This window comes from Trinickia sp. HAY1-2D (genome assembly GCF_056754935.1).
In genome coordinates this window covers 3,915,495-3,934,746 of sequence record NZ_JBPGWX010000002.1, presented here as the reverse complement: position 1 = coordinate 3,934,746, position 19,252 = coordinate 3,915,495, and the positions used below count along the sequence as shown (strand labels likewise).

The window sequence follows — 19,252 nt, the reverse complement described above, 5'->3', positions numbered from 1 at the left end:
ACGCGACTTCCTCATCTCCAATCGCGGCTACCGGCAATGAATGCCAGGTGGCTGCGATCGCGTGCGCCATATCGCTCCTTGAGCTGGCGCAGGTGATAGTCGACGGTGTGGGCGCTCATATCGAGCCTGGCGGCAATCTCCTTGTCCGTCAGCCCGAGCACCAGCAGATCGAGGATTTGCCGGTGCAGCGGCGAGAGCAGACCGAACGCCTCCTGCCGTTGGGCCGCGCGCAGATAAGCCGCGCAACGCTGATGCAGCGACGAACCGAACGTCAGGCATTGAACGATGACATCCTCGGTGAGCCAGTCGGCCGCGCTCTCGCGCTGCGACGCAAGGACGAGGATCGAACGCATCGACGTATTGGAAATCGGCAAGCCAAAGGCCAGACCACTTAGGAAACCCTTCTCGCGCATTTCATGGAGGAGTTGTCGGTCCTCGTCCGCGAACTGGCTCGCACCGTATGTGCGCATCAACGTCTTCAGCTCCCATCGCTGCGGCAGCTGGCTGGTCAGCACCGTGCGCAGACGCGCGTTGCGTTCGAGCATGCCCGTACGCACCATGCGTTGCATGAGGCTCGGCGCGAAAGCGTTGCGCAGCAGATAGATGCGATCGACTCGGCCGTGGGCGTCGGTCCTCACTGTCAGATAAGCGAGACGACGGAAACCTAGCACGTGCGCGACACTGCCGACCAGACGCGTCAGTTCGCCGAGGTCGGCCGCCGCGCCAATTTCAGCCGCGAGGCGCGTCTCGCTGCCGAGTTCATCGCTGCGCAGCATCGGCTCGACCGCGGATTCATCCACATAATGGATCCGGGGCGCGCAGCATGGGGCCTGCGAGGCCCCCACGGGCGCTTGAAACCCGGTACAGGCGTCGAACTCGCTTGGCAACAGCACACTCGCCCGCTCGTCATCGAGTGCTTCGTATGACATACCGCCCTCCCGATTGCTGAAGCGCAGAGGAGGTCACCGGTGCTGCGCAGTGCAGCCGTTCGCCATGCCCGTGGTCCCGTTCGCCACGCACGCCCGCGAGGACCCGTGAGTTACTCATGCAGAATCCGGCCCGCCATATACGCAAGCTGGACCCGATTCCGGGCGGCGTATCTGCGTTCCAACTGCTCCAGGTGGTACGCCACGACGTGAGTCGATATCGATAAGCGCTCGGCAATTTCCCGATTGCTGATTCCCCGTGAGACGAAGCGCAGCACAGCATGCTGCACGTCATTCAACACGCCGGCTTCCGGATCTGCAATCAGATGCCGTAGCCGTGGTTGGACGAACTCATGCATGGCAAGGGCGACCGCATGGGCTTCGCCGATCGCTTTATCGGTGATCCAGCGTCGATCGGCTCGCGCGCTCGACAAGGTGACGATCGCCCGCTGGAACGTCTTGCCGGTGGGAAGTCCGATCGTCACGCCGCTGCGCACGCCGGCCCGCGCCGCGCTCTCGCTGAAACGCCGGGTCGCGGGGTCGGCGTGACGGCCATGCCGGTCCGCGCAGAGCGAAGCGAGCTCCCAAGCAAATGGCCAGTCGCACCGGCTCGCCGGGTCGATGCGAGGATCGCCGCTGAGCAACCCGCTTCGCTCGAAACACGCACGCCAGGCCGGGGGCGAATACGTGTCGAACCATGCGGCATGTCGAACGCTCCCGCCCATGCGATGTATGCGCCAATAGCACAGCCATTGGAACCCTGCGTCTTGAATCGCGGCGCGAACCTGCCGTTCGCGCGCGACGCCGTCGGGGCAACGCGTGATAGCCGACAACAGCCTGGAGGTGCCGGAGGTCGCGTCGTCCGGCGCGGGCCCCTTCGGCAACCCGACATCATCGAGTTGTCGCTCGCCGAACGCCGCCACGTCGATGCGACGATCGTCTGCAAGCTTCATCCGCCAGGGTCCGCGATGAACAAGGGATTGCATTGCGCGCATGTTCACCGTGGCCGCACGCGGTAGATCGCGTTGTTGCGATTCGCACTGAAGTAAACCGTGCCATCGGTACCGACGTCGACGCCTGTCGCCACGTAGGGGGCGGCATGCCCGGAGCACCGGGCATGCCGATGGGCAGCTGATCGGCCACGATGCGACGCTTTTGCGTGATGGGGTTGATTTCGCTCAGGCGGCCCGCGCCCGCTTCCGCAACGATGAAGGTGCCCCAGGGCGTTTGAGCAACGCCTTCAGGCAGCGCGAGCTGGCTGGCCACCACACGCTTGTTGCCCGTCGCGAGGTCGATCCTCGCAAGGTCGCCCGCGGCAGATTCGGTGACGTAGAGTGCGCCGTCGCGGCCGAGCGTCATTTGCGCCGGTCCCGCCAGCCCCGTGGCTACGATCTTGCGCGTGGCGAACCCCGCACCGCTCGCCTGCGTGATATTGCCGGTGGCGAACTCGGCGACGAGCACGCTGCCGTCCGCGAGCGGCAGCGCAGCGTAGGGCGTCTGCCAGCCGGTCGTCGTGGCGAGCGTCGTGTTGCTCGCGCGATCGAGCACCTGTACGGTGCCGGTGATCCACGAGGCCAAAACGACCAGCTTATCGGAGAGGCCGAGGGCGAACGGGTATTGCAACGTAGAGCCGGCGGCCCACATGCGCATGACGTCTGTCACGGCGCCGCTGGCCAAATCGACCTTGCGGTAGCTGAAAATATCGGCAAGCCACATGTTGCCGCCCGACACCTTGATGCCGGCGGGCACCGCAACCAGCCCGCCGGTCAGCAGCCTCGACGAACCGCTCGCCATATCGACAGCCGTGATCGAGTTGTCAGCGAAGTTGGAGACGTAGATCGTGCCGTCAGACGCAAGCACGAGGTTATCCAGCGAGGGCTTCAGCGTCTTGAACACCGTCTTGCGGCCGGTTACCGGATCGACCTTGCTGAGTTCCCCGGTTGCCGCGTCGACGACCCAGAGGTTGCCCGAGGCATCGAGTTTGACGGCGCTGGGCGCGCTGAATTCGGCGTTGATCACGCTGAGCGCGCCGTTCGCCGGGTCGATTCTCACGACGCTGTGCTTGAACCACAGCGGGCCGTAGATCATGCCGTCGGCACCGACCTGAAAGCCGTCCAAGCCGCCGAGGTCCTTCGCGATGAGCCGAGGCGGATGTGCGCCCGTCACGTCGATTTCCCAGAGGGCATCACCGGCGAAGACCTGGCTGACATAGAGCTTGCCCGTCCTTGGGTCGAAAGCGACGGCATTGATGCCCGGCAAATCGCTGGCCACCACCTGTATCGGCGCACGTGGACCCGCGCGATAGTGCACGACGCCCGCCAGATAGCTGGTCCAGGCCATCTGGCCTTGCGGGCCGATGGCCATGTCGTCGGCCTGCCCATCGGGACTACCGATGAACACCTTTGTGTCACCGGTGGTGCGGTCGACTTGCCAGATCGAATTGCCGATGATCGTGCAGGCGAGCAGGCGGCCATGCTCATCGATTGCCAAGCCATGCACACCCGAGAAATGCGACGGCGCGACAATTGCCTCTGGGGCGCGCCAGCCATTGGGTTGGGAAGTTTGCGCGGAGGCGCATAAGCTCGCCAGCAGCGAGCAAGCGGTCAAGAAGCGGGCAACGGCACGGTTCATGGTGGGTTTTTCGCGGAGGACGCTGCGTCGAGTGGGGCGGAACGCGTTCCATGATCGGGACAACGCGCCTGGCGGGCTTGAATCGGCGTGCCGTGTTTGACTCTGTGTGCTCTTATTTTTTATTTAATGGCTGTAAACTGGCTTGCACTATGCAATTCGCATTGCCGTGTCCAGGGGCACCGCACGATGGTGCTGCCGGCTCGTTGTTACGAAGGCGCAACTTTCGCAAACTACTGTCATCGACGAAATGGACCCGCGCGAAAGATTACATACCTCTTACATCGGCGTGCGAGACACGCCGACGCTATTCGTGACGACGTTGCAGAAGTCGACGATGTTCCTCAACAGGGAACGATGCGACGTAGCCAACCACGGTCTCACTCCGGACTATCCGCTGGAGGACGCATTCGCCGTTTATCTGATGCTGGAAGCGATGCCCAGTTGGGACCTGTGGTGCGACGGCAAGCCTCGACCGGTGGTGGATCATCGAGCCGGGGAAGTCGCGATATACAACCTCGATCAGTTGTGGCGGGCCAACATGCGGGCGACATTCGATTGCCTGCATATTCATATCGCACGCGCAGCGTTCGACGAAATCGCATGGGAAGCGGGCACTCAGCGGATCAACGATCTTGTTTGCCCTCCTCACGAGAACACCCTCGATCCGGTGATTTTTTCCTTGGGGACAAGCTTGCTTCCGGCGCTCGAGCATCAGGAACGCGCGAGCCAATTGTTTGTCGAGCACGTTTCATATGCGCTGAATCTGCATATTGCCGTCACGTACGGGAAAATGCAGCTTCGGTTCGCCAGAGTGAACGGTGGTCTCGCTCCTTGGCAGATGCGGCGCGCCACCGACTACCTGATCGAGCGCCTCGATGGACAGGTCTCATTGCTTGAACTTGCCAATTATTGCGGTCTTTCGCGTAGCCATTTCTCGCGTTCATTCAAGCGGTCGACGGGATATGCTCCGCATCAATGGTTGGCGCGCAAACGAGTCGACCGGGCGAAGGATTTGCTGACCAACACCGCGCTGGCTCTTTCCGAGATCGCGATCCGGTGCGGTTACGCTGATCAGAGCCATTTCAGCCGTGCGTTCAGCGCGCAGACCTCGGTCACGCCGACCCAGTTCCGACGGGCCCGTTCATCGAAGCGCATCGATGCCGGCTTCGAGACGTCGGCGTCATCCGAAGGCTGATTGCTGACCGGCTCGACGTACGCGGGACCGTCCGGCTGTGCGTCGGCCGTGCGCAAGCCCTGCGCGAGCGGACGAGCCCGCTTACTGGCTATAATCGGCCGGGCCTCGTAGGCCGATGCGGCCGCCGCCTGGCGCCGCTTCATTTTCTGGAAATCATGGATTCCTTTTTCAAGTACCACGTATTTTTCTGCGTCAACCGGCGCGAGCCCGGCGCCGATCGTCCCAGCTGCGCGAACTGCAACTCCGAGGCGATGCAGGCCTATGCGAAAAAGCGCGTGAAAGAACTGGGGCTCGCCGGCCCCGGCAACGTCCGGATCAACAAAGCCGGATGCCTCGATCGCTGCGAACTGGGGCCGACCGTCGTCGTGTATCCCGAGGGCACCTGGTACACGTATGTCGACGAATCGGATATCGATGAGATCGTCGAGTCGCACCTCCAACACGGCACGATTGTCGAGCGGCTCAAGATCGATTGACGGAACCACGCGCGCCATGAATGCCCAAACGAAAAAATTTCTGATCGACGGACCCGTCGGCAAGATCGAAGTTGCCGTCGATATGCCCGCCGATGCGCCGCGCGGCATGGCGCTCGTTGCCCATCCGCATCCGCTGTTCGGCGGCACGATGGACAACAAGGTTGCCGTGACGCTCGCGCGCACCCTGGTGCAATTGGGCTATGTCGTCTACCGGTCGAACTTTCGCGGCGTGGGTGCCACGCAGGGCGAACACGATAACGGCGTCGGCGAGCGCGACGATTTGATGGCGGTCCTCGAGCATATGCGCGCCGACCCCGAGCACGGCAAGCTGCCGCTCGTACTGGCCGGATTCTCGTTCGGCACGGTCGTGCTCTCGCATGTGGCGGCGCGGCTGCGCGATGCCGGCGTCGCCATCGAGCGGATCGTGTTCGTCGGCACGGCCGCGAGCCGCTGGGACGTTGCGCCCGTGCCGGAAAACACGCTCGTCATTCATAGCGAGTTGGACGAAACCGTGCCGATCGGCTCCGTTTTCGAATGGGCACGGCCGCAGGAGCTGCCTGTGGTGGTCGTTCCGGGCGGCGAACATTTCCTGCATCGCAAGCTGCATATCCTCAAGCGGATCGTGACCGACGCGTGGCGGTAGCCGGCGCGAGTGCCGGTGCGGTACCGCTCATCGGCGTTTGGGGGCCACAGGTACGCGGAAAATGCAAATCGACGCGATTGCGCCGCGTATAATGGGCGCAATTTTTTTGCACGAGCGTCGCCGCGCGACGGGCGTTCCACCGCTCGGCGATCCGGCGCTCGAGCGCCGAACCGAACGCGCCACCGCCTGTCCAACGCTCGCTTTGCGCCGGGCGGCGCGGCCGCCACGCTGACTTCTCTCGCACGAACTGAATCCTATGCGCTCTTCCTTCTTCGGCATGCCGTCCATTGCCTCGTCTTTCGTTTGCCCTTCGATCGTCCGCACGCTGCCTGCGACACTGGCATCCGCCGCCGCGTTGGCGGCTGCATGCTATGCGCCGGGCGCCGCGGCGCAAGTGCCGCCGCCGGCGGTGACGGCGCGTTCGTGGGTGCTCATCGACGCCACGAGCAACCAGGTTCTTGCCTCGGGCAACGCGAACGAACGCGTCGAGCCGGCTTCGCTCACGAAGCTGATGACGGCTTATCTCGTCTTCGAGGCCCTGCACACGAAGAAGATTTCGATGGATCAGGTCGTGACGCCGAGCCTCGCCGTGCGGCGCGTGCGCAACGACGAATCGCGCATGTTCATCGAAGCCGAAAAGCCGGTGACGGTGCACGATCTCGTCTACGGAATGATCGTGCAGTCGGGTAACGATGCCGCGATCGCGCTGGCGGAACTCGTCGGCGGGACGGAAGGGCATTTCGTCGAAATGATGAATGCCGAAGCGAAGAAGCTCGGCATGACCGGCACGCACTATGCCGACGTCAACGGCATGCCCGACCCGCAGCACTACACGACGGCGGCCGATCTGGCGACGCTTTCCGCGCATCTGATTCGCGACTATCCCGAGTACTACTCGATCTTCGCGGTCAAGGAATTCACCTATAACAAGATCAAGCAGCCGAACCGCAATCGTCTGCTGTGGCTCGATCCGAGCGTCGACGGTCTGAAGACGGGTCACACGCAGGCGGCAGGCTACTGCCTGATCGCGTCGGCGAAGCGCTCGTTGCCTGGCGTGCCCGATGCATCGCGCCGTCTCGTCAGCGTCATGATGGGCGAGCAAAAAGAACACGAGCGCGTACAGGACAGCATGAAGATGCTGAACTATGGCTATAGCGCTTATGACGTGGTCCGGCTCGTGAAGGCGAATCAGGTGGTGCAGACGCCGCGCGTGTACAAGGGCGCGGCCAACAGCGTGCCCGTCGGCGTGAAGAGCGACCAGTACATCACCGTGCCGCGCGGCATGGGCGACAAGGTCAAGCAGCAGGTGACGCTGAATGCGCCGCTCGTCGCGCCGATCGCCGAGGGGCAGCCGCTCGGAACGGTGCAGATCGTCGGAGATGGCAAGACGCTCACCCAGTTCCCCATCGTCGCGCTTCAGCCGGTGCCGGCTGCCGGCATCGGTGGGCGTATCTGGGACTCGTTGATGCTGATGTTCAGCAAGAAGTGAAGTGGAGCCACGCGAAATGAGCCCGGTCAATGAATCGTTGTTCGAGTTTCCATGCGACTTTCCGATCAAGGTGATGGGAAAGTCCCACCCCGATTTCGCGGAAACGATCGTGACCGTCGTGCGCGATTTCGATCCGACCTTCGAGGCGTCCCGCATCGAAATGCGGGCTTCGAGCGGCGGCAACTACATCGGCTTGACGGTGACCGTGCGCGCCACGAGCCGCGAGCAGCTCGACGACATCTATCGCGCACTCACCGGGCACCCTATGGTGTCGGTCGTGCTCTGAGCTTTGCGCATTTTCGCAGGCCTCCGACATCCATAGTATCTAGCCGGTCGCAGGCGAAATCAGCGCACTATCCGCCGCCTGCGCGCCAGCCGCACCCCTGCAGGCCTTCACGTATAACGCCCGGAAGCGCTCCACCTCCTCGAATATCCATGTGTGGAAGGCCTGCACCCGCGCGGTTGCGATGAGAGACGGCGGGCACACGAAGTAATAGCTGGCGGTGCTCGGCGCATCGATGTCGAAAAGGCGCACGAGCCGTCCAGCCGCGAGCTCGTGCGTAGCGATCGACCGGCGCACGAGTCCAACGCCCTGGCCGTCGATGACCGCCTGCAGCAAATTCGACGAATCCTGATAGAGCACGCCCCGCCGCGGTTCGCTGATATTGCCGAGCCCCGCCACATCGAACCAAGGGCGCCAAAGCTCGTCATCTGACCGCAAAAGCCGCGCGTCCACCAGATCGGCCGGCGTCTTCGGCAGCGCCCCACCGTTGTAAGACGGCGCGCACACGGGAAAGAACACTTCATCCAGCAGTGGCTCGACATATAGATCCGGATAGTGTCCGCTGCCGTAGCGGATCGCGAGATCGACGTCGTCGCGCGTGAAATCGGTGAGCGCATTGGTCGATAGCAGCTCCACGTCGATTTGCGGGTTGCGTTCGATGAAGCTGCCGATGCGCGGCGTGATCCAGCGTGCGGAGAACGACGAAGCCGATGAGACGATGAGGCGCCGCTCGCGGTCGGACGAGCGCACGTCGTATGTCGCATCGGCGAGCGCCATCAGCGCGGCGCGTACGGCCTTGGCATAGCGGGCGCCGGTCTCGGTGAGCCGGACCCGTCTGCCGTCGCGAGCGAAAAGGGCGGTGCCGAGCTGCTCTTCCAATGCGCGAATCTGGTGGCTGACCGCGCCATGCGTGACGAACAATTCATTGGCGGCGCGCGAAAAGCTCTCGTGCCGCGCAGCGGCCTCGAACACGCGCAGCGCGTTGAGCGGGGGGAGGTGTCGGAGGTTCATTGTGAATTTATTTCACATATCGGTGAGAATTGATCGTTTTACGCTGAGGTCCGCCACGCCTAGGATTCTAGTCATCGAAGGCCCCTTTTTGGAAAACGATCATGAGAAAAATATCCTCAAGCATCACGTTCGAAATCGAACCTGGCGAAACGGCTTCCATGTTGATCGGCGACAGCACCCGGCTGACGGCCGAGGGTGGGCCGCTCTGGGTGACGCGTAGCAATGACGTCGAAGATTACTGGCTCCAGCCCGGCACTGCGCTGCATCTGCGCCGCGGCGAGCGCTTGTGGCTCAGCGTCGAAGGCAGCGAGAAGGCCGAGGCACGATTCGTCGCGCCGCTGACGAGCCGTGCGCTCGTTCAGGATTGGCTCGGTGCGCTCACGGAGCGTCTCGCCGCGCGCTGGCGCGGTGGGTGGCACGCGGTCTGATGCAGGCTCGCGGCCACCGGGGCGGTGGCGTCTTGCTGCCGCCCGCGTGCGCAGGCGCAGTGGCGGCCGGGCGGCGTCGGTCCGATTCCGGTAAACTGCGCGAATCATGTGTCCCGCGTCGAACCCCGAAACCGCCGTCTCTCCGGAACTCATTCCGCAAAGCCCGAGGGCGACGGCTGACGCCGGTCTGACCGTCCGCTGGCGTGGACTCGAACCTTACGAGGCCAGCTTTACCGCGATGCGCGAGTTCACCGAATCGCGTACCGACGCCACGGCCGATGAACTCTGGCTGGTCGAACATCCCCCTGTTTTCACGCTGGGCCAGGCCGGCAATCCGGCGCATTTGCTGGCGGCGGACCCTGCCATTGCGCTGGTCAAAGTCGACCGCGGGGGGCAGATCACTTACCACGGGCCCGGTCAGGTCGTCGCCTATTTGCTGCTGAATCTGAGGCGGCGCGGCATTCTCGTGCGTCAACTCGTCACGCTGATCGAGGAGGCCGTGATCGAGACGCTCGCGGCGTATAATCTCGCCGGCGAGCGCCGTGCCGGTGCCCCCGGCATCTATGTGGCGCCCGGGCCACGCGCGGGGACGCACGCCGGCGCGAAGATCGCGGCGCTTGGCCTGAAGATTCGCAACGGATGCAGCTATCACGGTGTCAGTCTCAACGTGAACATGGATCTGCGCCCGTTTCTCGCGATCAATCCGTGCGGCTATGCGGGGCTCGAAACGGTGGATATGGCCACCTTCGGCGTCACCGCCGGCTGGCGCGATGTCGCCGGCACGCTGGCCGCGCGCCTTGCCGCCAACCTCGACATCGCTCTCGCGCATCGCTCATCGACTGGATCTACCGAATGACAGACCTTCATGCCCAACCGGCCGACGCCGCCACGACAGGCGCCGCCGACGTCCGCGAGCCCGCCACCGCCGCATATGACGCCAGCGCGAAGCAAAAGGCCCAAGCCAAGACGGCACGGATTCCGATCAAGATCGTGCCGATCGAAAAGCTGAAAAAGCCGGAGTGGATTCGCGTGAAGGCGGCGACGGGCAGCTCGCGCTTCAGCGAGATCAAGCAGATCCTGCGCGAGCACAACCTGCATACCGTCTGCGAGGAAGCGAGCTGTCCGAACATCGGCGAGTGCTTCGGCAAGGGCACGGCCACGTTCATGATCATGGGCGACAAATGCACGCGGCGCTGCCCGTTTTGCGACGTGGGCCATGGCCGTCCGGACCCGCTCGATACTGAGGAGCCGCTCAATCTGGCCCGAACGATAGCGGCGCTCAAGCTCAAGTACGTGGTCATTACGAGCGTCGATCGCGACGATCTTCGGGACGGCGGCGCCGCGCACTTCGTCGAATGCATTCAGAAGGTTCGCGAGCTTTCGCCGCAAACCCGCATCGAAATTCTCACGCCGGACTTTCGCGGCCGGCTCGACCGTGCGCTCTCGATCCTGACGAGCGCACCGCCCGATGTCATGAATCACAATCTCGAAACCGTGCCGCGGCTTTATAAGGAAGCCCGACCGGGCTCCGACTACGCCCATTCGCTGAAGCTGCTGAAGGACTTCAAGGCGCTGCATCCGGAAGTCGCGACGAAGTCCGGGCTGATGGTGGGACTCGGCGAGACGGAGGAAGAGATCCTTCAGGTCATGCGCGACCTGCGCGCGCACGATGTCGATATGCTGACGATCGGCCAGTATCTGCAGCCGTCGGAACATCATCTGCCGGTGCGTGCGTACGTTCACCCGGACGTTTTCAAGATATACGAGGCCGAGGCTTACAAGATGGGCTTCACGCATGCCGCGGTCGGCGCGATGGTGCGCTCGAGCTACCACGCGGATGTGCAGGCGCACGGCGCCGGTGTCGTGGCGGAAATATAAAAAAGCGTTCTTCCGGCTTTGAGGGACGGACGGAACCGTCCAGCTATCCGGACGGCCTCGTTCCGCGATTCCGGAACTCCGGAATCGAAGGTGCCGCGCCGGCAAAATATTCCATAAAAATCAAGCAGTTAGATGGTGCTTAACGTTGGCATCGACCTTGCAGATAGATGGCCTGCGGCCCCCGGGCCCTACCCATTAATCAAGCAAGGAGACAGCCGATGCGCCCGCTCAAGAAACCCTTCTATCGAATCCTATATGTCCAGGTGATCGCGGCGATCGTCGCGGGCATCGTGCTCGGTCATTTCGCGAGCAAGCTCGCGATCGACATGAAGCCGCTCGGCGACGCATTCATCAGCCTCGTGAAGATGGTGATCGGGCCGATCATCTTTTGTACGGTCGTAACCGGCATCGCGGGCATGGAGGACATGAAGAAGGTCGGCCGCGTCGGCGGCAAGGCGCTCCTGTACTTCGAAGTCGTTTCCACGTTCGCGCTCGTACTGGGCCTGATCGCCACCCATGTGCTCAAGCCCGGCGCCGGCTTCAATGTCGATATCGCAACGCTCGACGGCAAGGCCGTCGCCTCGTACGCCGAGAAGGCGGCGCATGGCAACAGCGCCGTCGACTTCTTCCTGCACATCATTCCGAAGACGTTCACCGACTCATTCGCGCACGGCGACATTCTGCAGATCCTCCTGATCGCGCTGCTCTTCGGTACGGTACTCGCCACGATCGGCGAGCGCGGCAAGCCCGTTACGAACTTCATCGAAAGCTTGTCGCACGTCCTGTTCGGCATCGTGCGCATCGTGACGAAGCTCGCGCCGATCGGCGCCTTCGGCGCCATGGCCTTCACCATCGGCAAGTACGGCCTCGGTTCGTTGCTGCCGCTCATGAAGCTCATCGGCACGTTCTATCTGACGGCTATCGTCTTCGTGCTCGTCGTGCTCGGAACGATCGCTCGCCTCGTGGGCTTCAACATCATCCGGTTCATCGCCTACATCAAGGAAGAGATGCTGATCGTGCTCGGCACGAGTTCGTCCGAAGCCGCGCTGCCGCAACTGATGGAAAAGCTCGAAAAGCTCGGCTGCTCGCGCTCGGTCGTCGGCCTCGTCGTGCCCACGGGCTATTCGTTCAACCTCGATGGAACGAACATCTACATGACGATGGCCGTGCTCTTCATCGCACAAGCCACGAACACGGACCTCACGCTGGCTCAGCAGCTCACGCTGATCGCGGTTGCCATGCTGACCTCGAAGGGGGCCAGCGGCGTCACGGGCGCAGGCTTCATTACGCTCGCCGCGACGCTTGCCGTCGTGCCTACGATCCCTGTCTCGGGCATGGTGCTGATTCTCGGTATCGATCGCTTCATGAGCGAATGCCGCGCGCTGACCAACATCGTCGGTAACGGCGTAGCCACGGTCGTGGTATCGGCATGGGAAAAGGAGCTGGACCGTGCGAAGCTCAAGCGCGCCCTGAGCGGCGGCGACGTCGAAGTAGGCGAGGCGGTCAAAGCTTGAACCTCGATGCGCCGGCGCTCCGGCCGGCGCCGGCGGATTTCGCGCGCTGTGCCACAATGGCCCTTTATCCTCGCCCGGAACCCGCTGCTGTGAAACGTCGTGCTGTCGTCGTTTTCGCGCTCGCCGCCGTGCTCATCGCGGCATGCGTCGTTACGTGGCGCATCACCTGGCTGCGCGGTGTCGACGACATCCAGCAACAAGCCGCCGTGCGAGCCGACCGCACGGCGAATGCATTGAGCAGCACGCTCGATCGCTACGAATCGCTTTCCTACCTCCTCGCAAGTCACCCGCTCGTCCAGGAAGCACTGGAACATCCGACGGCTGACGCCATCGCGCGTGCCAACCACTATCTCGAAGATGCCAACCGGCATGCGCATGCGACGGTGACTTACATCGTGCGAGCCGACGGGCTCTGTCTCGCAGCCAGCAACTGGAATCTCGCGGATACGTTCGTCGGCTCCAACTACCTGTTCAGGCCGTATTTCATCGATGCCATGAAGGGCCAGGTGGGCCGCTTCTTCGGTATCGGCACTGTCTCGCACGAGCCCGGTTATTTCATCTCCCAGCCGGTCTATCGCGAAGGACGCATCATTGGCGCCGCCGTCGTCAAACTCAACCTCGAATGGTTCCCCGGCTCGGATGCAGGCGAGCCGTTGCTCGTCGCCGACAATCATGGCGTTATCTTTTTGTCCTCGGTGCCGGCATGGAAGTACCGTGCCGTGGCGCCGCTGCCCGCGTCGGTCACCGCGGCGATCGAGCGCACACGCCAATATGCCCAACAGACGATCGCCGAGCTGCCGATGGCCACGGTTCGTACGATCGATGCGAATGCGCAGATCGTGCGCGTCGGCGACGCGCGCTTCGGCCCGCACTTTCTTGCGACCCGGCGGTGGCTGGGCTCGCCGGCCTGGCAACTGATTACGCTCTCCTCGATCGACCCGGTGCGAGCCGATGCGCGCAACGCAGCGGCAGCGGTCGGCTTCGGCTTCGCGTCGATCTGCTTGCTTGCGTTTTACTGGCGAACGCGCCGCGCCCGGCTCGCCGAAATGATCCGAGGCCGAGCGATGCTGCAAGCCGCCTATGCCGAACTGAACGAGCGCGTAGCCGAACGCACGGCAGATCTTTCCGCGGCCAACGCGCGATTGCAGACGGAAGTCGGCGAGCGGACCCGTGCGGAGCGCGAGCTGCGCGCGGCCCACGACGAGCTCGTCCAGACGAGCAAGCTGGCGGCACTGGGCCAGATGGCAGCGGGCATCACGCATGAACTCAATCAGCCGTTGGCGGCGCTGCGAGCCTTTTCGGACAACACGCGTGTGCTGCTCGAGCGCGGCGAGCAGGGCGCCGCGCGCGAAAATCTCGAGGCGATCGCGGCGCTGACCGAGCGCATGGGCAAGATCACGAACCAGCTCAAGCTCTTCGTCGGCAGGGCACAGCCGCGCACTGCGCGCGCGCCTGTCGTGCGTGCGGTGTGCAACTCGCTGAACGTGCTGCAAAAGCGGTTGCAGGGTGTCGTGCTCGATGTCACGCTCCACGATTCCGAAACGATGTCCGGCGGGTGCAGCGAGCCGCTCGACCTCGCTGCCGAGCACCCGGAGCTCGTTGCCTACTGCGACGAACTGCGGCTGGAGCAGGCGCTGATCAATTTGATCGGCAATGCGCTCGACGCGGTTAGCGGTGTCGACGCGCCGCGCATCGGCATCGAGATCGGCGCGTCGTTCGCGAGCCTTTCGCTGACGGTGCGCGACAATGGTCCGGGCATCCCCGCGGATGTGCTGCCGCGACTGTTCGAACCGTTTTTTACGACGAAGGGCATGGGAGAAGGGCTCGGTCTCGGCCTGGCAATCGCCTCGTCGATCGCCAGGGATTGCGGAGGAACGCTGAGCGCGCGCAATATGCCGGAAGGCGGAGCGGCCTTCGTACTGATATTGCGCCGCGCCCTTGCGTCGAATGCACAGAGCGACGCGTCGGCGCGTTGATCCACTGCGCGTGCAGCGTATTCTCCTTCGGTTTTTACGATATCCGGCATGACAGCGACAGCAGCGATGAGCGACAGCCTTCAAGTGATCTTCATCGAAGACGACGAACTCGTGCGCCGGGCCAGCGTGCAGAGCCTGCAGCTTGCCGGCTTCGATGTGACGGGCTACCCCTCCGTCGAAGCGGCTCAGGTGGCTCTTGCCAGGGCCCAGGCAGCGGGCGCGGGCCCGGGGGTCATCGTGAGCGATATCCGGCTGCCCGGAGCCAGTGGGCTGCAACTGCTCGAACACTGCCGCGAGCACGTGCCGGAGGTGCCGGTCATTCTCGTCACCGGTCACGGCGACATCTCGATGGCTGTGCAAGCAATGCGCGACGGTGCCTATGACTTCGTCGAAAAGCCGTTCGCTTCCGAGCGCCTCATCGAGACGGTGCGTCGGGCATTGGAACGCCGGCGTCTGATGCTCGAAAACGACGCACTGCGGCGCGAGCTCAGTCAGCGCGACGCGCTCGTGCCGCGCATCATCGGACGAAGTGCCGCGATCGAACAGGTGCGGCGCCTCATTGCGAAGGTTGCGCCAACGGATGCCGCGGTGCTCGTCAACGGCGACACAGGCGCCGGCAAGGAACTGATCGCGCGCTGTCTGCACGAGCTCTCGCCCCGCCGCGCCAAATCCTTCGTTGCGGTCAATTGCGGTGCGCTGCCCGAACCGATGTTCGAATCGGAGATGTTCGGATACGAGCCGGGCGCCTTCACCGGTGCGGCAAAACGCCGCATCGGGAAGCTCGAGTACGCCTCGGGCGGCACGCTTTTTCTCGACGAAATCGAAAGCATGCCACTCTCGCTGCAGGTCAAACTGCTGCGCGTGCTGCAAGAGGGCGTGCTCGAGCGGCTTGGCTCGAATCAGCCTATTCGCGTGGATTGCCGCATCGTGGCTGCGGCGAAGGGGGAGATGGCCGAGCACGTCGCAGCCGGCACGTTCCGGCGCGATCTGCTTTATCGGCTCAATGTCGTGACGATCACACTGCCGCCGCTGACCGAGCGCCGCGAAGACATCGTGCCGCTTTTCGAGCATTTTCTGCTCGATGCGGCCGTGCGCTACCAGTGTGCGGCGCCCGTACTTTCCGAGCGCCAGCGGTCGCGCCTGATCGAACGCGATTGGCCCGGCAACGTGCGGGAGTTGCGCAACGCCGCTGAGCGTTTCGTGCTCGGCATCGCCGACGGACAAGGCGCATTCGATTCGAGCGAGGAGGGCGCCAACGTGCCCGCGGCTGCGCTCAAAGAACGTGTCGAGCAATTCGAGCGCGCAGCGATTGCCGATGCGCTCGAAGCGGCGGGCGGTTCGGTGGCGGCCGCAGCCGACCGGCTGCAGATCGGCAAGGCGACGCTTTACGAGAAGATCAAACGATACGGCCTCGCCGAACGCGGCGAGGCCGGAAAAGAAACGGGCTGAGCGGGTGGTGCGTTCCGCGCGGAGCCGCGCGACCTTCGCCTAACGCGTTTGGGCAGCGCAGTGGAGCGCAGCCTGCTCAAGCCCCCAGCGCGTTTTGCAGTAACTTGTCGAGCTCTGCGAATTGCGGCTCGCCCACGTAGCGCTTCAGTATCGTGCCGTTCTTGTCGACCACGAAAGTGGTGGGTGTCAGCTGGACGTTACCGAACTGCTTGGCTGCACTACCGTCATCCATGGCCACTTTGAATGGCAACTGGCGCGTTTGCGCGTAATTCGCGACGTACATCGGTGCGTCGTAGTTCATCGCGACGGCGACGAACTCGAGCCCACGGCCCTTGAAACGATTATAGGTCTCGACCATCTGAGGCATTTCCTTGACGCAGGTGGCGCAGCTCGTTGCCCAGAAATTGACGAGGTACACCTTGCCCTTGAGATCGGCCGTGGAGACTTTCTGCCCAGACAGCAGTGTGAACGTTGCGTCGGGCACGCGTTGCGAGGTGCCGAACGTCAAATAGCCGGCGACGGCAATGGCAGCCGCGGCGAGCGCCAGCACGACATAACGCGGTGGGCTGCGGCGGGCGGAAGCGGGGGTCTGGCTCATGGATGAAACCTCGAAAGCGCGAAGCGCGGTAACGGCGCCGCAATTTTAACGCCATTTGCCTGCGGGCGCGTGCCGTGCACGGCACGCTGACGCGTGCGCCGGACTTCTATCCATCGGCTTCTGGTAAATTGCTGCCACTTCAAGGAGTTCAAGGCGGATACCGCTTGTTTATGCTTCGAATGCCCCGCCGTCCTGCCGCGCTGCTCTTCCTGCTTGCCGCCTTCACCGTGGCCGCCTGCTCGCCGGCCTACGATTGGCGCACCATCACCGACGACACGAACGGCTACACAATCGATTTGCCGGCCAAACCGCTCATCGACGAAAGACCGATCGACATTGCGGGCACTACCATGCGGATGCACGTCCGGGCCGCCCGTGCTCAGAACGCCATGTTCTCTGTGGGCACCGTTGCGATGCCGAGCGACGACCCGAAGCTGCAGCGCGCGGTGCTCGACTCGATGCGCGACGCGTTGGCGCGCAATGTCGGCGCAAAACCGGACGCACGCGCTATCGACGTCCCGGTGGCCGATGGCGGCCATGTCCCCGCACTCGAACTGGAAGTCAACGGCCCCGTGGGGGCGACGGGCAGGCACAAGACCATTCACGCTTGGCTCGTAGCGCGCGGCACGCACGTTTATCAAGCCGCCGTGATAGCCGACGACGCGCCGCCGGAAGAGCAAACCGACCAGTTTTTTCAGTCGTTCAAGGTCTTCTGACGATGATGGAGCCCACCGAGGGCTGCGCTTCGCCCGTTTTTTCGGACTATTTGCTCCAGGTTGTGGATAACTTTGTTGAAAACCGGTGTAACACGGGCGCAAACGCTTGCGCGGGTGGCTTGTAGTCAACCTATTCATTCGCTGTTTGCGCGCAAGCTCCTATGAAAATCAATAGCTTGGGATAATTTTCTCGGGTGATGCCTTCAAAACAGCGATGATCAATCGCAAATCCAGATATGTGTATAAGTCAAGCCTACCAAAACATGGAGCTCGTGGCGTTGGCATAAAGGGCACGACCGGCCGCGCGCACTGCGGCGCTCATGACAGCGACGCGACGCGCCGATATTGGATCGCTTCGGCCACATGCGCGCTGTTGGGCATGTCATCGCCCGCGAGATCGGCGATGGTTCGCGCGACCTTCAAAACCCGGTAGTAGGCCCGCGCCGACCAGCCGAAGCGTTCGCTCGCTTCCCTCAATAGCAGCTCGCCGCCGGCGTCCGGTCGACACACCTCGTCGACTTCGCGTCCTGCGAGTTCGCGGTTGGTCTTGCCCTGCCGCGCACACTGGCGATCCCGGGCCGCGACGATGCGCCGAGCGATAGTGGCGGTGGGCTCGCCGGACGCTCCGGCACGGGCGGACAGCTCGGCTGCGCTCAGCGCGGGCAACTCGATCTGAATATCGATGCGATCGACGAGCGGCCCCGACAGCTTGCGCAGGTAGCGGGTGGCCGCATCGGGCGTGCACCGGCAGCGACCCGCCGGGTCGCCCCGCCACCCGCAGGGACAGGGATTCATGGCCGCGACGAGCTGGCAGGCCGCGGGGAAATCGGCTTGCTGGGCCGCGCGCGAGACAGTGATACGGCCCGCCTCGAGCGGCTCGCGCAGCGTCTCCAGTACATGGCGATCGAATTCAGGCAGTTCGTCGAGGAACAGCACGCCCAGGTGGGCGAGTGTGATTTCCCCGGGTTGCGGCGGATTGCGCCCGCCGACCAGTGCGGCGGCGCTCGACGAATGGTGCGGCGCGCGAAATGGGCGGCGGCGCCATTGCGCCGGGGAAAAACCGAGCATGCTCGCCGAGAGCAGCGCGGCCGATGCGAGCGCTTCCTCGTCGGACATGGGCGGCAGCAAGCCCGGCAGCCTGGCCGCGAGCATCGACTTGCCGGCTCCGGGCGGGCCGACCATCAGCATGTGATGCCCTCCGGCGGCTGCGACCTCGAGCGCCCGGCGCGCACCGGGCTGCCCGATCACGTCGGCCATGTCGGGTACGGCGGGTGCAGCGAGGGCCTCGAGCGAGGGCGCCTCGATAGGGCGCAACGTTCCATCTTCGGCTCCAGCGAGATGCGCGCATAACGAGGGCAAATCGGGCGCCCCGTAGACATGTACTCCCGGCACGAGCGCCGCCTCGCCCGCACTGGCGAGCGGCAGATAGAGTTCCGGCAGGCCCAGCCCCAGACCAGGCTCCGCAGCGGCGGCCTCTTGCACGCCGCCATCGATGCCGGTCCGCTCGCGCGGCGTGTCCCGGCTCGAATGACTGGCGCCATCGTGCCGCCGGCGCCGCGCCGTCCCGCAGGCCATCGCGAACGCACCGCGCATCGGTCGCAAAGCTCCCGTCAATGAAAGCTCGCCGGCAAACTCGCGCGGCCCGAGCGCCGCAGCGGGAATTTGTCCGCTCGCCGCCAGGATGCCGAGCGCGATCGGAAGATCGAAGCGCCCCGATTCTTTCGGAAGATCGGCCGGCGCGAGATTGACGGTAATCCGGCGGACCGGAAACTCGTAGCCGCAATTCTGCAGCGCAGCGCGCACGCGCTCGCGGCTTTCGCGCACTTCGAGATCAGGCAAACCGACGATGGAAAATGACGGCAAGCCATTGGCGAGATGCACTTCGACGGTCACTTCAGGCGCGCGGCCGGCAGCCGGCGCGCGCGAACGCACCACGGCAAGCGACATGGATTCTCCGGGGAATGAAGCAGGCGGCTGGTGCGCCGCCTGCGGATACGGCAAGGAGCGATACGCCGCGGCAGCGCGTTACGCGCGCGCCG

At 63.9% G+C, this 19,252-nt stretch carries 18 protein-coding genes; 12 read left to right on the top strand and 6 right to left on the bottom strand.

The features are described 5' to 3' along the window. Positions 1-11: 11 nt before the first annotated feature. The 3 genes from ACR9ZC_RS25355 to ACR9ZC_RS25345 all read right to left on the bottom strand — a co-directional run bounded on the left by ACR9ZC_RS25355 (position 12) and on the right by ACR9ZC_RS25345 (position 3,557). Positions 12-929, bottom strand: coding sequence for a helix-turn-helix transcriptional regulator (locus ACR9ZC_RS25355; RefSeq protein WP_481582362.1), 918 nt, complete (start codon positions 927-929; stop codon positions 12-14). Between the two features lie 110 nt (positions 930-1,039). Then, entirely contained in the window at positions 1,040-1,879 is an 840-nt protein-coding gene (locus ACR9ZC_RS25350) for a helix-turn-helix transcriptional regulator (protein WP_481582361.1), read from the bottom strand. Further along, on the bottom strand, positions 1,818-3,557 hold the full coding sequence (locus ACR9ZC_RS25345; protein ID WP_481582360.1) for a Vgb family protein: 1,740 nt from the start codon (positions 3,555-3,557) through the stop codon (positions 1,818-1,820). The genes ACR9ZC_RS25350 and ACR9ZC_RS25345 overlap by 62 nt, the downstream gene beginning before the upstream one ends. Positions 3,558-3,867: 310 nt before the next feature. Between ACR9ZC_RS25345 and ACR9ZC_RS25340 the strand changes: the two genes are divergently transcribed. The 5 genes from ACR9ZC_RS25340 to ACR9ZC_RS25320 all read left to right on the top strand — a co-directional run bounded on the left by ACR9ZC_RS25340 (position 3,868) and on the right by ACR9ZC_RS25320 (position 7,646). After that, a complete protein-coding gene (locus ACR9ZC_RS25340) occupies positions 3,868-4,752 on the top strand; it encodes a helix-turn-helix domain-containing protein (RefSeq protein ID WP_481582359.1) in 885 nt (294 codons plus the stop codon). A gap of 155 nt (positions 4,753-4,907) precedes the next feature. Continuing rightward, complete coding sequence (locus tag ACR9ZC_RS25335; protein WP_173255013.1) at positions 4,908-5,228, top strand: (2Fe-2S) ferredoxin domain-containing protein; 321 nt, start codon at positions 4,908-4,910, stop codon at positions 5,226-5,228. Between the two features lie 16 nt (positions 5,229-5,244). After that, positions 5,245-5,871: an alpha/beta hydrolase gene (locus tag ACR9ZC_RS25330; RefSeq protein ID WP_481582358.1), complete on the top strand. Its 627-nt coding sequence runs from the start codon at positions 5,245-5,247 to the stop codon at positions 5,869-5,871. Positions 5,872-6,127: 256 nt separating this feature from the next. Beyond that, positions 6,128-7,360 carry a D-alanyl-D-alanine carboxypeptidase family protein gene (locus tag ACR9ZC_RS25325; RefSeq protein WP_331569373.1) on the top strand — a complete coding sequence of 411 codons (1,233 nt, stop codon included), beginning with the start codon at positions 6,128-6,130 and terminating at the stop codon, positions 7,358-7,360. A gap of 16 nt (positions 7,361-7,376) precedes the next feature. Continuing rightward, complete coding sequence (locus ACR9ZC_RS25320; RefSeq protein ID WP_173255016.1) at positions 7,377-7,646, top strand: DUF493 family protein; 270 nt, start codon at positions 7,377-7,379, stop codon at positions 7,644-7,646. 39 nt (positions 7,647-7,685) lie between these two features. Here ACR9ZC_RS25320 and ACR9ZC_RS25315 read toward each other — a convergent pair whose 3' ends face one another. Next, on the bottom strand, positions 7,686-8,654 hold the full coding sequence (locus tag ACR9ZC_RS25315; protein ID WP_481582357.1) for a transcriptional regulator GcvA: 969 nt from the start codon (positions 8,652-8,654) through the stop codon (positions 7,686-7,688). A gap of 101 nt (positions 8,655-8,755) precedes the next feature. Between ACR9ZC_RS25315 and ACR9ZC_RS25310 the strand changes: the two genes are divergently transcribed. From ACR9ZC_RS25310 to ACR9ZC_RS25285, 6 genes are all read left to right on the top strand, one after another. Further along, positions 8,756-9,082: a DUF2917 domain-containing protein gene (locus ACR9ZC_RS25310; protein WP_440560611.1), complete on the top strand. Its 327-nt coding sequence runs from the start codon at positions 8,756-8,758 to the stop codon at positions 9,080-9,082. 106 nt (positions 9,083-9,188) lie between these two features. Further along, positions 9,189-9,938, top strand: a complete 750-nt coding sequence (lipB, locus tag ACR9ZC_RS25305; RefSeq protein WP_481582356.1) for a lipoyl(octanoyl) transferase LipB — start codon at positions 9,189-9,191, stop codon at positions 9,936-9,938. Then, on the top strand, positions 9,935-10,960 hold the full coding sequence (lipA, locus tag ACR9ZC_RS25300; RefSeq protein ID WP_481582355.1) for a lipoyl synthase: 1,026 nt from the start codon (positions 9,935-9,937) through the stop codon (positions 10,958-10,960). The genes lipB and lipA overlap by 4 nt, the downstream gene beginning before the upstream one ends. 218 nt (positions 10,961-11,178) lie before the next feature. Then, positions 11,179-12,474, top strand: a complete 1,296-nt coding sequence (locus tag ACR9ZC_RS25295) for a dicarboxylate/amino acid:cation symporter (RefSeq protein ID WP_481582354.1) — start codon at positions 11,179-11,181, stop codon at positions 12,472-12,474. A gap of 56 nt (positions 12,475-12,530) precedes the next feature. Continuing rightward, positions 12,531-14,450, top strand: coding sequence for a sensor histidine kinase (locus ACR9ZC_RS25290; RefSeq protein WP_481582353.1), 1,920 nt, complete (start codon positions 12,531-12,533; stop codon positions 14,448-14,450). A 66-nt stretch (positions 14,451-14,516) separates the two neighbouring features. Beyond that, entirely contained in the window at positions 14,517-15,899 is a 1,383-nt protein-coding gene (locus ACR9ZC_RS25285; protein WP_481582772.1) for a sigma-54-dependent transcriptional regulator, read from the top strand. 76 nt (positions 15,900-15,975) lie between these two features. On the opposite strand, the gene ACR9ZC_RS25280 is transcribed toward ACR9ZC_RS25285, so the two are convergent. Continuing rightward, a complete protein-coding gene (locus ACR9ZC_RS25280) occupies positions 15,976-16,497 on the bottom strand; it encodes a TlpA disulfide reductase family protein (RefSeq protein ID WP_481582352.1) in 522 nt (173 codons plus the stop codon). A gap of 170 nt (positions 16,498-16,667) precedes the next feature. Between ACR9ZC_RS25280 and ACR9ZC_RS25275 the strand changes: the two genes are divergently transcribed. Next, on the top strand, positions 16,668-17,213 hold the full coding sequence (locus ACR9ZC_RS25275) for a hypothetical protein (protein ID WP_481582351.1): 546 nt from the start codon (positions 16,668-16,670) through the stop codon (positions 17,211-17,213). 318 nt (positions 17,214-17,531) lie between these two features. On the opposite strand, the gene ACR9ZC_RS25270 is transcribed toward ACR9ZC_RS25275, so the two are convergent. Continuing rightward, complete coding sequence (locus ACR9ZC_RS25270; RefSeq protein ID WP_481582350.1) at positions 17,532-19,160, bottom strand: YifB family Mg chelatase-like AAA ATPase; 1,629 nt, start codon at positions 19,158-19,160, stop codon at positions 17,532-17,534. Positions 19,161-19,252: the final 92 nt, after the last annotated feature.